Origin of the sequence: Marinobacter sediminum, from assembly GCF_016820575.1 — a bacterium.
Lineage (GTDB): Bacteria > Pseudomonadota > Gammaproteobacteria > Pseudomonadales > Oleiphilaceae > Marinobacter > Marinobacter sediminum.
Genome location: NZ_JAEMQH010000002.1, coordinates 1071134 through 1084715 on the forward strand (window position 1 = coordinate 1071134; position 13582 = coordinate 1084715).

At 56.3% G+C, this 13582-nt stretch carries 13 protein-coding genes; 3 read left to right on the forward strand and 10 right to left on the reverse strand.

Annotated elements, in window-relative coordinates; genetic code table 11:
• The first annotated feature begins 188 nt into the window (after nucleotides 1–188).
• From FGO67_RS11680 to FGO67_RS11690, 3 genes are all read left to right on the forward strand, one after another.
• A complete protein-coding gene (locus tag FGO67_RS11680; RefSeq protein WP_238942345.1) occupies nucleotides 189–2237 on the forward strand; it encodes a TonB-dependent receptor plug domain-containing protein in 2049 nt (682 codons plus the stop codon).
• Nucleotides 2238–2314: 77 nt separating this feature from the next.
• Nucleotides 2315–3247 (forward strand): ABC transporter substrate-binding protein, encoded by a 933-nt coding sequence (locus FGO67_RS11685; RefSeq protein WP_238942436.1) that lies wholly within the window; start codon nucleotides 2315–2317, stop codon nucleotides 3245–3247.
• A complete protein-coding gene (locus FGO67_RS11690) occupies nucleotides 3240–5183 on the forward strand; it encodes a response regulator (RefSeq protein ID WP_203300849.1) in 1944 nt (647 codons plus the stop codon). Before FGO67_RS11685 ends, FGO67_RS11690 begins: the two co-directional genes overlap by 8 nt.
• Before the next feature lie 53 nt (nucleotides 5184–5236).
• Here FGO67_RS11690 and gorA read toward each other — a convergent pair whose 3' ends face one another.
• The 10 genes from gorA to gspF all read right to left on the reverse strand — a co-directional run bounded on the left by gorA (nucleotide 5237) and on the right by gspF (nucleotide 13579).
• On the reverse strand, nucleotides 5237–6598 hold the full coding sequence (gorA, locus tag FGO67_RS11695; RefSeq protein WP_203300850.1) for a glutathione-disulfide reductase: 1362 nt from the start codon (nucleotides 6596–6598) through the stop codon (nucleotides 5237–5239).
• Between the two features lie 25 nt (nucleotides 6599–6623).
• Nucleotides 6624–7307: a GNAT family N-acetyltransferase gene (locus tag FGO67_RS11700; RefSeq protein ID WP_203300851.1), complete on the reverse strand. Its 684-nt coding sequence runs from the start codon at nucleotides 7305–7307 to the stop codon at nucleotides 6624–6626.
• A 29-nt stretch (nucleotides 7308–7336) separates the two neighbouring features.
• Nucleotides 7337–7864, reverse strand: a complete 528-nt coding sequence (gene gspM / locus FGO67_RS11705; protein ID WP_203300852.1) for a type II secretion system protein GspM — start codon at nucleotides 7862–7864, stop codon at nucleotides 7337–7339.
• A 4-nt stretch (nucleotides 7865–7868) separates the two neighbouring features.
• Nucleotides 7869–9173, reverse strand: a complete 1305-nt coding sequence (gene gspL / locus FGO67_RS11710) for a type II secretion system protein GspL (RefSeq protein WP_203300853.1) — start codon at nucleotides 9171–9173, stop codon at nucleotides 7869–7871.
• Between the two features lie 2 nt (nucleotides 9174–9175).
• Nucleotides 9176–10186, reverse strand: a complete 1011-nt coding sequence (gene gspK, locus FGO67_RS11715) for a type II secretion system minor pseudopilin GspK (protein WP_203300854.1) — start codon at nucleotides 10184–10186, stop codon at nucleotides 9176–9178.
• Complete coding sequence (gene gspJ, locus FGO67_RS11720; RefSeq protein ID WP_203300855.1) at nucleotides 10186–10941, reverse strand: type II secretion system minor pseudopilin GspJ; 756 nt, start codon at nucleotides 10939–10941, stop codon at nucleotides 10186–10188. Before gspJ ends, gspK begins: the two co-directional genes overlap by 1 nt.
• Entirely contained in the window at nucleotides 10941–11315 is a 375-nt protein-coding gene (gene gspI / locus FGO67_RS11725; protein WP_203300856.1) for a type II secretion system minor pseudopilin GspI, read from the reverse strand. The genes gspJ and gspI overlap by 1 nt, the downstream gene beginning before the upstream one ends.
• A complete protein-coding gene (gspH, locus tag FGO67_RS11730) occupies nucleotides 11312–11842 on the reverse strand; it encodes a type II secretion system minor pseudopilin GspH (RefSeq protein WP_203300857.1) in 531 nt (176 codons plus the stop codon). The genes gspI and gspH overlap by 4 nt, the downstream gene beginning before the upstream one ends.
• A 6-nt stretch (nucleotides 11843–11848) precedes the next feature.
• On the reverse strand, nucleotides 11849–12301 hold the full coding sequence (gspG, locus tag FGO67_RS11735) for a type II secretion system major pseudopilin GspG (RefSeq protein WP_203300858.1): 453 nt from the start codon (nucleotides 12299–12301) through the stop codon (nucleotides 11849–11851).
• A gap of 66 nt (nucleotides 12302–12367) precedes the next feature.
• Nucleotides 12368–13579, reverse strand: a complete 1212-nt coding sequence (gene gspF, locus FGO67_RS11740) for a type II secretion system inner membrane protein GspF (protein WP_203300859.1) — start codon at nucleotides 13577–13579, stop codon at nucleotides 12368–12370.
• Between the last annotated feature and the right edge of the window lie 3 nt (nucleotides 13580–13582).

Below are 13582 nucleotides of genomic sequence, written 5' to 3' on the forward strand. Positions count from 1 at the left end.
TTTGAGAGACAAACCGTGTGTAGTCCCTTACGATAGATCAAAACATGATCGCGGTGTGCCCGCTCTTTGGCTTGGCAGAGTATAGATCCTCACCCATGACCAGTTCGACAACAACGTCACCAAAAAAGTTATTCTTGGCTGTAAGCGCCGCTCATTGCACGCTTTTTCTGTCTTTAAGCCTACCTGCCTTGGCCTGGGGACAGACTGAAGAACCCGAGGTGTACCCGCAATTCCTGACCGAGGAAGGTGAGCAATCGCAGATCCCGGAGGTGCTGACAACGACTCGCCTGCGCCAATCGAAGCTCAAAGTACCGGGCACCACCACCATTATTACCGGCGACATGATTCGTGACCTTGGCATCATGAATCTGGTGGAAGTGTTCCGACTTGTACCCGGCATGGTGGTCGGCGAGTACGGTAGCAACAATCAGGTAACCAGCTACCACGGCACCTCTCAGTACGAACAACGACGGCTTCAGGTTCAGATTGACGGCCGAACGGCCTACCGCGCAAGCCTATCTGACGTTGACTGGATTGCAATGCCAGTTGCACTGGAAAACATTGAGCGAATCGAGGTTAGCCGTGGCCCGAATGCTGCTGCCTATGGCATCAATGCCTTTCTCGGCAGCATAAACATTATAACGCGCTCCCCATACGACACCGCGGGCGCTGAGGCATACACCTCGATAGGCTCTCGGGGCCACCTGCGCACCTTTACCTCAGTCGGTGACAGCACTGAAGGTGGCAGCTGGCGCCTATCCTATGAGAAACGAAAATCTGACGGATTCGACCGGCAGAAGGATGACGAAAAAGAGGAATTCCACGACGGCTTCGACATCAACAACGTCAACTTCGACAGCGTGCTGGCCATCGACAACATCCACTCAGTCGATTTTCGGGCTGGCGTGGTCGACGGTGTAAACGAAGAAGACAGTGAAAAATCGGGGAAACTGGAAGCAACCACCAATCCAGACATCATTCTCGACACCTACTATCTGCAAACCCGTTTCAATGGCGCCATTTCTGACAACCACTTCTACCACCTCCAAGCCACGTACCAGAATCAGCGTCGACGTCAGCGATGGTCGGTCTCAGTGCCTGCCGACGAGTTTATCCAGCTGCTGCCCCCGGGAGCGCCGTTCCCGACCGATCAAGGCCCCTTTGTGGCCGACTTCAATGAGGATGCGGAAGAGTCTCGCCTGGAATTCGAGTTACAGAACACCATCATTTTCAACCCCGAATTCAAACTGGTGTCTGGACTTGGCTATCGCAAAGACGCTTATGACTCAGAGACTTACTTCAACGGCCGCGGCAACAACTATCAGAGCCGGGTATTCGCCAACGCCGAGTACTCGCCCTTCGATTGGGTCACGTTTAACGCCGGCGGCAACTGGGAGACAACCACCACAACCGATGAAGGTTATTTTTCGCCGAGGGTGGCCACCAATTTCATCATCAATGACAACCACGCCATTCGCTTTGTGTTCTCCCGCGCCGTGAGAACACCGGATGCCTTTGAGCAAGATCCGGATTGGTCCTACCGACCACGCAATGTGCAGCCCCCCTTCGAGGCCTTGGAGGGCACCCGTTTCGAGGTAAAAGACCTGGTAGACCAAACTACCTCTACGTTTGGCGAAGAATTGGAAGAGGAAACCATTACCTCTCGCGAGATCAGTTATTTCGGGCAGTACCATCTGGACTCGGCCCTGATGAGCGTTGAAGTAAGGTATTTCAATGACTATCTTCGAGATATGATCAGCGGAGTGATCAACGAAGAGGACTGGTACATCGACAACAACGTCGCAGTGGATCAGGAAGGTGTCGAGCTCGAAGGTTCACTGGAGTTCTCAGGCACCCTGCTGCGCGCCACCTACGCCTATCTCGACCAGGACAGTCGCTATACAGGCGATCCCGACAAGCTGCCACCCAGCACCCAATCAAGAGCCGTAGCCCTTATGGGACGACTTTCCGCTCGTCATTCAGGGAGCGTGGCGTGGATCCAGGAGCTGCCGTGGTCTCTGACGTCGTCCGCAGCCTTTTATCTTGCACACGAGGTGCGAGGAACCCGGTTTAAGCGCGCAGACTTCCGACTCGCCCGCCGGATAGACCAGCCTGATTTCAGCTATGAACTAGCATTCACTATGCAGCACTACATCAATATGGAACCGTGGATGAGCCCTGACAACATCATTGATGAACCCAATCAGTATTTCGTTGAGGCCGGGATTCGCTTCTGAACATTGACCAAGGAAAGTATGTAAACCAGGATGGTATGACACCACACAGCAGATTCAGATGGCGAAGCTTGCTGCACATGACCCGCTATACATACAGGCGGGCCGTGTGTACCTTTTTAGGCCTTATTCTGGTGGTTTCGGCACACGGCCAGGAACCGCCCGGCCGCCTCGTATATCTAGCCGGATCTGGAAGTACCGCTCTTGATCAGCATATTCGGTCGTTACTCGTCGACCAATTAAGGAGTGATATCACCCTTACCCCGATCTCAGACGATCAGTTCCCAATGATCAAGAACACCCCCGTTATCTCCATCGGCCCTGCCGCGTTTTCCCGGGTGCGCCAGGCCAACCGTTCGATACCCATTTTGGCCATGCTGGTGAACCATTCGTTCATCGATGTTTTTGCAGTCAGAAACCCGGGGCAAATTTCCAGCGTCCTCTACGACGTTCCACTGCTTCGCCAAGCCCTGACCGGAAAGGCGATATTGCCGCAGGCCAACACTGTGGCAATCCTGGCCACTACCGCGACGGTAGAACTTTACGAACCCTTGATTGACGAACTTCCCGCCCACGGGATGCGAGCACGGGTTTTCATCGTCGACAATGAAGACGAACTGATCCCATCATTGGTAAGAGCACTTCGCTACGGTGACTTCCTGCTTGCAGCGCCTGACGAAGCCATCTATAACCCCCGCACCATCAAACACATCCTGCTGACCGCCTATCGACGTAACAAGATCGTTATTGGCCCAAGTCAGGCGTATGTAAAGGCGGGTTCGTTGGCCTCAAGCTACGCGCCCTTTGCGGAAATGGCGGCTCTGGGCGCCAATATGATTGAACAATATTTTGCTGCAGGCGAATTGCCCGCCCCATCGTACCCGCAAATCTATCGCGTTGAGGTTAACGATCAGGTTGCTCGCTCAATGAATATCCCGCTTCCTGAGCGAGCATTCTTGAGCCAGACCATAGAACAGGAACTCACCGGAAATAGGGGGCCACAGGATGAATAGTCCAGAGATGACCCGGCCGACCCTATATCGCAAGCTCCTGCTACTCGGCGCCCTTCCTGCGATCGTCATGTTTATAGTGTTGATCGCGTTTTTCACCTCGGCTCGATTGCAGGATGCCCGACAGCAGTTGTCCGACAGCAGTCAGATGTTTGCGGACAGTTTGGGCCCGGTTCTGGAGTACGCTGTGGTTTCGGGCAATAGTCAGGCCCTGGAGCAGGTTTTATCCCAGGCACTGAAACGGAGCAAGGCAGACTGGATTGAGGTGACCAATGTCTCGGGTGACCCGATCGGGTTTGTCGCAACCGATTCAACCAGCATCCCGATTAATCCTGGCAGTTACGACGTTTTTGACACGGAAATTTTGCAACAACCGTTGGACCTGGATTCCGGGCGAACGACCGAATGGTTCACGCCGGAATCCGGGCTCAGGGCAAGTGCGTTACGAGTTGGCACGGTTCACGTTGGGGTCAACCGGGATTTGTTAGCGGACCGGCAAAGAGACATTGTCTGGACCTCGCTGGCGGTGGGCGCCTCGCTCTTACTGTTTACGATGCTGATCATTCAGCACCATCTGAACACCATACTCTATCCGGTTCGACAGCTATCTGGCCGGATTTCACGCTTGAGCAACCGGGACTACACCAAAGGCCCTACCGGCAATAGGAGTAGCGCACAGGAAGTTGTTGACATTGAGCGACAACTAAATGAACTGGCAACCCACTTGGCAAACCTCGAGACTTCCCGGGAGCAAACCCTGGCTGCCTCAGAGAGCGCGCGCCAGAAAGCGGAATTAGCCAATCAAGCGAAGTCGGAATTCCTGGCAACCATGAGCCATGAACTCCGCACGCCGCTCAATGGCGTACTGGGTATGATCGATCTGGTGCAGGAGGATTCCCTGACACCCCGTCAGCGGGATTACCTGACCACCGCGCGTCAATCCACCGAGGATCTCCTGACGGTTATCAGTGACATCCTTGACTTCTCCCGCATGGAAAGCGGCACGCTAAAGCTTTCCCATCAAGAGTTCGATCTTCAGGATCTGATCCGAAACTGCACAGCTACCTACCGCCAGGTCGCGGAGGAGCGGGGATTGTCCCTCAGCACCAACTTCTATGGTGATTGGCCCAAAAAACCCCTGGTGAACGGCGATGGACCCAGACTGCGCCAAATCATTGCCGGTTTGATCGATAACGCTATCAAGTTCACCAACGACGGAGCCATCTTCATACAGGCAGGCTGTTTTGGGCTTGAGGATAACTGCATCATCCTCAACTTCGCAGTGAGTGACTCGGGCTCTGGCATTCCTATTGACCGGCTGCCGGATATTTTCAACTCCTTTGAACAGCTGCAGCACGGCGACGACCGGAGCCATGGCGGAACCGGCCTCGGGCTGGCCCTGATCCAGCGGCTGGTGGAGCTGATGGGCGGCCACATCAAGGTTGATACAGATCTTGGCAGGGGTTCATCTTTCCGGTTTGAGCTGCCGTTCGAGCTGGCAGCCACTGCCGACGCCCCACCCCACGACAGTCAGCCAACCAGAGAACGGCGATCTGGTTTAGCACACGCACTGGTTGTTGAAGACAACCCCGTTAACCAGCGCGTAGCAAAAGCCATGTTAACCAAGCTGGGTTACCAGGCCGATTCGGCCGACAACGGAAAAGATGCCCTCAACCTGATCCGCAATAATCATAGGGGCTACGACGTCATCATGATGGACTGCCATATGCCGGAGATGGACGGCTACGAAACTACCCGTCGCATTCGCGAGTGGGAACGGAGCAGTGGGCGGTCGGGTATTCCCATTATTGCGCTCACCGCAGACGTATTGCCGGGCACTGACAAAAGTTGCCTGGAGAGCGGCATGAACGACTACGTAGCCAAACCGGTACGGAAGGAAAATCTACGAAAGGTACTGGGTCGCTGGGTCAAGGACTGAAGGCGATGTAAAAACGTAGAGGATGAGCGCCCTTCCCTGGGCGCTTGCAGCTTTCAGACCACAGCTTCTCTCATGGTCACAAATTCCTCTGCAGACGTCGGATGAATGCCCAGGGTTGAGTCGAACTGAGCCTTGGTAGCACCGGCCTTGATAGCCACTGCCAGGCCCTGGGTAATTTCGCCAGCATCCGGTCCCACCATGTGAGCCCCCAACACTTTGTCCGTTTCGTCATCAACCACGAGCTTCATCAAGCTACGCTCGTCGCGACCACTCAAGGTATATTTCATCGGCCGGAATTCCGAACGATAGATACGCAGCGTATGACCCGCTGAACGGGCTTCATCTTCCGTCCAGCCGACGGTACCGATGTTTGGCTGGCAGAACACCGCCGTCGGAATAGCCGAATAGTCCATATCGCCCTGGCCATCACCGAACAACCGGCGCGACAGCACCATCCCCTGGGCCAACGCCACCGGCGTCAGCTGCGGTGTGCCAATCACGTCACCCAATGCAGTAATGGAGGGTACTGCGGTCTGAAAATGATCATCGACCACCACATGCCCGGATTCGCTCAGCTCCACACCCAGCTCGGTTAATCCGAGCCCTTCCACCAGCGCTTTCCGGCCGGTTGCCGCCATCACCAGTCCGGTCTGCAGGGTCTCGCCATTGTTCAGATGCACCCGGTATTGATTGCCTTCCGACTCCACCGAATCGATATTGACCTCAAACCGGAGATCAATGCCCTTTTTACGCATCTCCTGTTCGGTGAATTTGCGAATGTCGGTATCAAAGCCCCGCAGGAACAGGTCTCCCCGATACAGCAAGGTTGTCTCAACGCCAAGACCGGCCAGAATGCCCGCAAACTCAACGGCTATGTAACCACCGCCCCAGATCACGGCGCGCTTGGGCAACTGCGGCAGGTAGAACATTTCATTAGAGGTAACCACACATTCCTTACCGGGAATGTCTGGCACCACAGGCCAGCTCCCTGTCGCAACCGTCACATGCTTTGCGGTGTAGGAGGTATCGCCAACCACGACTGTATTGGCATCAGAGAACGACGCCGTGCCCTCAATGATGGTCACGCCTGCGTTCTGCAGCATGCGGCCATAAATACCGTTCAGCCGCTCGATTTCTGTGTTCTTGTTGGCCACCAGTGTTGGCCAGTCAAACGTTACGTCTGAGGTTGGCACGTTCCAACCGTAACCGGCGGCGTCTTCCAGCTCGTCGTGGACATGGGCGCCATACACGAACAGTTTTTTCGGGACACAACCCACATTCACGCAAGTGCCGCCCAGATACCGTGATTCAATCACAGCAACGCGGGCACCCCGCTGGGCCGACATCCTTGCCAGGCGAACCCCGCCTGAGCCGGCGCCAATTACAATCAGATCAAAATCATGGTTGTCAGACACAGTGTCTCCTGTAGGTCATTCGAATTCAGTGGCGGCCTTCAGAGGCTGCTTTGCTTTCAGGGTGCACCTCGCGGAACAGAACATGATCCTCGAAGTCACCGAGCCTAATTTTGCCAAGACTGCGAAACCCCTCGGACTCGTAAAACGGCAAGTACCGGCTGTTCCCGGTATCAAGCACCAAGCCACTACCGCGGGGATTTTCCGCGCAGAGTTTTTCAACGGTTTTCAGAAGCAGGCGGCCATAGCCACGGTTCTGGTATTTGGGGTTCACCCCCATCAGCGGCAACTGATGCGCCAATGGCTGAGGCAGCATGTTCCGGATTTTCTCGTGGTAATCGAGGTATCGCCGTGTCGATGCAAACCCGGTTGTCAGAACCATACGAATACGCCAACTGAATTGATCTGCCAGATTCATCCGCAATTCCGGATCGCCGATAAACGCGACCGCAACCAGGGTATCGTCGACCATCACGCCTATGGCTTCCTGATCCAGATTGAAGTACAGATCAATCAGTTCTCGAATGGTGGCCCGAACTCGCTGATCGTAACCTGGGCGCCGGTGGTCGAACAGGTATTGAAACGTGGGTTCCTGCCGGTAAGCATGATACAGAATGGAGCGCGCCTCGTTGGTTGCGGTGCCATCGAGGCGCACAATCACGGGTTCTGATTGACTGCTGTTGCCACTGCCATTACCACTACCGTTAGCCATTCTCAAACTCTCCTGCCGGAACTACCCAATCAGATGGTCAGTGTTAAACGAACAGAAACCCGGCCTGGTTCATCGGCCCGGTCCATGGCCGCCTGATCAATGATTACGCCATTGCCGGATTTCAGCTGCTCCAACCAGGCCGCAACCTCGGCAAACGGAGCGTCCTCAAGCCAGACCCGGATTGCGTTTTCACCGCTCGGTTCAAAGCGCTGAAGCGCCAACCCGGATTCCCGTGCAGAGCGGGTTACCAGTGCCATGAGTGCACGGCCATCCGGCAGATCTGAGGCTCCCTGGGGAGCATCGCCATTAGCGCTGCCCAAGCGTTTGATGGTGGCTTCGTTGGCCTGCATCCAGGCAAGAAGCTCAGCGGCGTTTTCCCGGTCAGCAACCGCGGAATCATGGAAGGTGGTTGCCGGGCGCCAAATCGCGAAATACAGCAGGCCAACCAAGACTGCCACTATCAACACCAGCAATGCCTGCTGATCACGCTTTGCCAGCTGGTCGTACTGGGCAATCAGTTTGCCAACCGAGGGTTGATCCTTAAGTTTCTCAAACATTGCCTTAACCTCCTGAAACCGTCAGTCGGCCACGGGCGCCACTGGACTCATTAACCACCGAACCGATTTGGGCTTCAAGCCCCTGATTGGCTAACCCATTGCGTAGCGCACTCAGGCGGTCGTAACTGTCCGCCCGGACATCCACCACCAGTTCGCCCCGAGACTGGCTGAAATTCACCGAATTAAAGGTGACCGACTGTCCTCCCGGAAGCTCCGCGTACTCCTGACCGGTGTATTTCATCAGCGTGATAAAATCCAGATCCGGGCCATCGGAGCCCGCGACTCGCAGCTGGCCTTCAATAACCCGGCGAACATTGCCCGCATGGGTGCGCCGATCACCAGGAAACGCTTCCTGGTAGATCGCCATTGCCCGTTCCTGCAAATCACTGGCTTTGCGCTCGTGATACATCCCCATACCTACTTCCAGCGCAATCTGAACGCCGAACCAGACCGCCGCGACGGCAATCAGGGGCTTCCAGGGCTTGAAGGGGCTAGCGGTGTCCGACCGGTTGGAAAACCGGCTCTGGCAGAGATTTATCGGGTGTGACAGGTGGTGGTGATGAGCATGAGCCAGTAATTCCAGCGGCATCAGCTCAAGAGTTTCGCGACGCACCTGCAACCGCCCTGGCGCCTTGAGCTCGCTCACAATGGTCTGGTGGGTATCGAACTCCTGCTCGGTGGCATAAAGAGTAACCGGCATTTCTGCGACGACTTCCTCAGACGGCGGGACGGCAAGCGTGTGAGCGAACATGCCCAGATTGGCGGAGTGCATGCTCAGCCACTCACCACGATCACTGACCATGAGCGCGATTTCGCCATCCAGACAAACAGACCAGCCGCCTTCCGTGACCGGCAGCAAGGCCGCGTCCGGGTAGATTGCGTCCAGGCGAACGTGCTCCCAATCGCTGAACAGGCCGACCCAATGCCGCATCCGCTCGTCATCAATGGCAGCAACGCGATAGCCATCGTCGGTATGCCGGCCGAGGGCCAGGTGCACCGAATCAATGTCCTGGGCAATCTGCTCTTCCACGGCGTAGGGCAACGCCTGCTGAATGTACCGGCTTTGCTTGGCCGGAATGTCCGCCAGGCAAAACAAGGCCTCATCGCCGGGAATCAGCCCGATCAGCAAGACGTTGTCGAGGGCATTTTGACCCAGTGTTTGCTCAATTTCCCGCTGGGTATCCCCGGTGCCACGCGCCTGGGTATCGCCGCTTGCATCATGCAGCACCCAGTTATACGAGAACGCCTCAGGGTTCTGCGCGGGGTCGGCCAGTGGTGGCACTGGCCGCACGTATAGGCGATAAGACATGGCTATCCTTCTGAAATGGTGAACGGCTCTTTGGTAATTCGGTTTTTCTGGCCGGTATCCCGTCGAACCGTCCGAATTTCGCCTTCCGGGTTTCTGAAAACGGTGCTGACCATGTTCACAACCCGGTCATCGTAGGTAATCCTGGAAACGACTTCAAAAAAGCGCGTTTGAAGCCCAAGCCCCGCCGAGGTTAAACCTAGCCCGGCAAATTCTGGTAGCGCGAGAAAGTCCTGAAGGTTCAGAAATGGCTCCTCCTCTCTCTTTTCCAGAATAGCGGCCGCCTGAGCATCCGTCAGCTCCTCACTGAGCGAACGTAACACCGGTGCGGTGGCGGTGTTCACGTTAATCCCCAGCCCGGAAACCGGAAGTGCCGCCACATGGGGGCTTAATGCCAGGTAGATCTCTTCCGTCATCCCTTCCAGCAACCGCAGCTCGGTCACACTAACGAATGGCTGGTTACCAGCCCGGTAACCGGGTTCGGCCGATAAATATTGGCCATCTTCCGCTCCATAGGCACTGATGGTCTGGTCATTATCATCTATCCAGTCGACGAGTACGTCGACGTTGATCGCCGAAATATCGAGGGCAGCGAAGAGCCGGGTCAAACGTTCTTTAGTCAGGGTGTTAACTTGACCATTGCCAGTCACCAAATCGTTCAGGTTAATTCGACCACCCAGATCATCGATCTGAACCTCAACCACGCCGTTGTCGTCCAATGGCAATATTGCCGCGTTCATGGCCCAGAACTCATCGAGACTGTCGATCATCTCGCTTTCTTCTTTATCGTCCTCGTAGTCCCTGACCAGAATCTGTCGGGCGAAGGCTTCCGCCCCGAGCGCGATGCTCGTTCCCTGTTGCTGGGCCAGGTAATGCCCGGCCTTGAACACCCGAATGCTTTGCTGCTGGGTCATCCCGGACGTCAGCATCACCACCAACGCCATCGCCAGCAATACCATGATCAGCGCCACGCCACGCTCTCTGGGCGGGAATCGGCTCGTACGGACGTGTTCCATCAGCCACCCTGCCCCTGAGTACCGGGATCCGCCGAATCGTCAGCGCCCTCTTCGGCTTCTGTCTCGCTCTCCGCTTCGTTGGCCTGATTCACCACGCCCTGCGCCTCTTCCGCATTAAAGTCCGGCAGCACAAAGGTGCGTACCAGATCGCCGTAGCGCTCATGCTCCAAGGTGATTTCGATCCCCATGGGAAGTGGCGTCTCTGGGCGGCTGCCGGGCGACAGGCCCGCCATGGTTTCATCACTCGGCCATTCCGGTTGCCAGGCCCGTTGCTCGTTGAGAAAACGCACTTCAAAGTCCAGCACACCTTCCAGCAACAGTACGTCTCTACTGCTGTCTTCCTGTCCCTGATCGACCAGCGGCCAGTATCGGCGCCGGAGTTCCTCACCGGTGTATTCCCAGGCTACCCGTTGCAGTCCACTGCGGCGTGACCCCAAAGGGTTTCGCCAACCCTGCCGGGTCAGCATCAGGGCAAAATCGTCCTCCCGGCTGGTCAACGCAACCTTATAGTCGCCATACACATCCCGCGCCGGGCGATTCACTACCTGCATCAGATCGCGCTCGAGCAGCAACATGGCCCGCTGAAGTCCATCGAACTCTTCAGCCAACTCGTTCACCCGATCCCGGGACGTGATCACACCGCTTAACACCTGCCATACGCCCAGACCAATCACCGCCGTGATGGTAACGGCAATGAGAACCTCAAGTAGCGTAAAGCCACGCTGCGACCGAGTCGGGTGCGGGGGAAGGCTCATCAGTTTTGCCCCAGAAACGCTGATAAGGAGTGCACCGGCGCGGGCTCTGCCCCCTCGCTGCGATAGCGAGACACCGTGACTTCAACGCGTCTCATGGTTGGCTCTTCAGTGGCCAGCACGGCAGTGGTCACCTGCCATCGGAAAGGACCATAGTCGGTATCACGAGAGTTCTCAGAAATTCCTGGCAGGTTCTCGGCGAGACGCAGCTCATTGATCCGGTTATCCGCCAGCCAGGCTGCCAGAGTTTTATCGCGGACTCGTTCATAGCTGGAAATGTACTGGCTCCCCACTTCCGCGGCCGCCGTGGCAATCAGGCCAAACACCAGCAACGCAACCAGAACCTCGATGAGCGTGAAGCCTCTGTGATTGTTCACAAATCTTCCTCGTCATCACCGGGCTTGCGCCATTCCAGCTCAGAGACACCATCGGACGCCAGGATATGCAGGTAGTCGCTGTTTTTTCCGGCAGTAAACTCAATCTCAAAAGGTGTGGTTTCGCCGCTGGAGAAAAACACGACGTCTGGGCGTAACTCGTCTTCGGTCGAGGCCAGTCTCGGGGCATCGCTTTCAATAAACTTGGTTACTACCAGCCACTCCGGAAAACTGCCCGGACGGAACAAGCGCTCCCCGGAAGCCGCCCAGTCACCGGATTCATCTTCATAGGCGACGAACTGGTAACCCTCCTCCATCACCTGCACCCCCAGTTCGCGATTATTGAGAATCGCTTGCTCGGAGGCGGTTTGCATCAACAGGTACAAATCGCGCACTTCGTTCTTCAACTCCCTTTGCTGGGAGCTGCCGCCAAAGCTGAACACCGCCAGTGAAGCCAGCAGCCCGACGATGATCAGGACAACCAGGATTTCCAGCAGTGTAAAGCCGGTTTGCCGCGTCCCGAAGCGCACAGTCACTTATTCCTTGGTGTTCCAGGCACTGATGTCTGCCGCGTCACCCTCACCGCCTTCCTGGCCATCGGATCCGAAGGAATACAGATCGTAAGGCCCCTCGGTACCCGGGCTCACGTACTGGTACTCAGCTCCCCAGGGGTCTTCTGGCACACTTTTCAGGTAGCCATCGGGGTTCCAGTTCTTCGGCTCAGGGCTGCCGCTGGGTTTTGACACCAGCGCTTCCAGGCCTTGCTGGGTGGAGGGATACTGGCTGTTATCCAGCCGATACAGGTCCAGGGCATTGGCAATGTTACTCAACTGGGTTTCAGCAACCGTAACTTTGGCCTGATCACTGCGGCCCATGATATTCGGCGCAACAATCGCCACCAGAAGTCCCAGAATGACCATCACCACCATGATCTCGATCAGGGTGAAGCCGCGACTGTTGGTCCGCAGGTTCCTATTTCGATTCGTCATTGATTCGCTCGTCATTGGAATGGAATTCCTTCGTTTTAAGTGGCATTCACGAACATCCGTCGGGGCTTAACCCACCAGGTTGCTCATGTTCAGAATTGGCAGCATGATGGCCAAGACAATAATCAGCACCACCACGCCCATTATCAGCAGCATCATTGGCTCAAACAAACCAACGATGGCCGCAATCTTTGATTGCAGAGTGTTTTCCTGCATCCGGGCCGTTCGCTCCAGCATACTGTCCAGCTCACCGCTGGCCTCACCGCTTGCAATCATGTGCAGCATCATCGGTGGGAAGTACCCGGTTTGGTCCAGAGAACGATGCAGCGATCCGCCCTCACTGACCTTTCGCGCCGCATCCCGCAGTTCGCCCCGCAAATAATCGTTGGACAAGACTTCGCCCGCAATCCGCATGGCCTCTACCAGAGGCACGCCACTGGTGGTCAGGATACTCAGGGTGCTGGCGTACCGAGCCGTACTCACGCCCCGCACCATGCCGGAGAATAACGGCAGATGCAGCAGGCGTTTATGGAACTTCAGCCGGAAAGCCGGCCTGCTGAGCGCTAGCCGGAACGCGATCACCGCAATGATCAAGAGAACCAGAAGGTAGATACCGTAGCTGCCGAGGAAGTCCGATACATTCAGCATGGCCTGGGTCAGGGCCGGCAGATCCTGCCCTTGCTTGAGGAACACCTCAATGATGTCCGGCACCACGTAGGTCAGCAGGAACACCACGATGGAAATCGCCACCACACTGAGAATGATGGGGTAAATGGCGGCAAGCTGGATCTTTTGGCGGGCTTCCTGGCGGCTTTCCGTGTAGTCGGCCAATCGATTCAATACCAGATCCAGGTGGCCGGCGTGTTCGCCCGCGGACACGGTGGATCGGTACAGGCGCGGAAAGGCGTTGGGGAATTCCCCCAAGCTCTCAGCCAGGCTGTAGCCTTCCATCACTTTTGCCCGAATAGCGATGAGCATGCTGCGAATACGGGGCTTGCTGGACTGCTGTGCGGCTGCCGACAGGGCCTGCTCCACCGGGATGCCAGACTGAATCAAGGTAGAAAGTTGGCGAGTCACCAGGGCAAGATCGGCCGCCGCCAGTGAGCCACGACGGCTGAGGGGGTTGGAGCGTACCTGTTTCTCCGTCGAAGGCTCGACGGCCAGGGGGGTTAAGCCTTTCTCACGAAGTTGCTGACGAACCGCTCGCGGCGCATCCGCCTCCATCACGCCGGTTTTCTGCTTGCCCCGGGTATCAAGTGCCTTGTAATCGTAAGCAGGCATGGT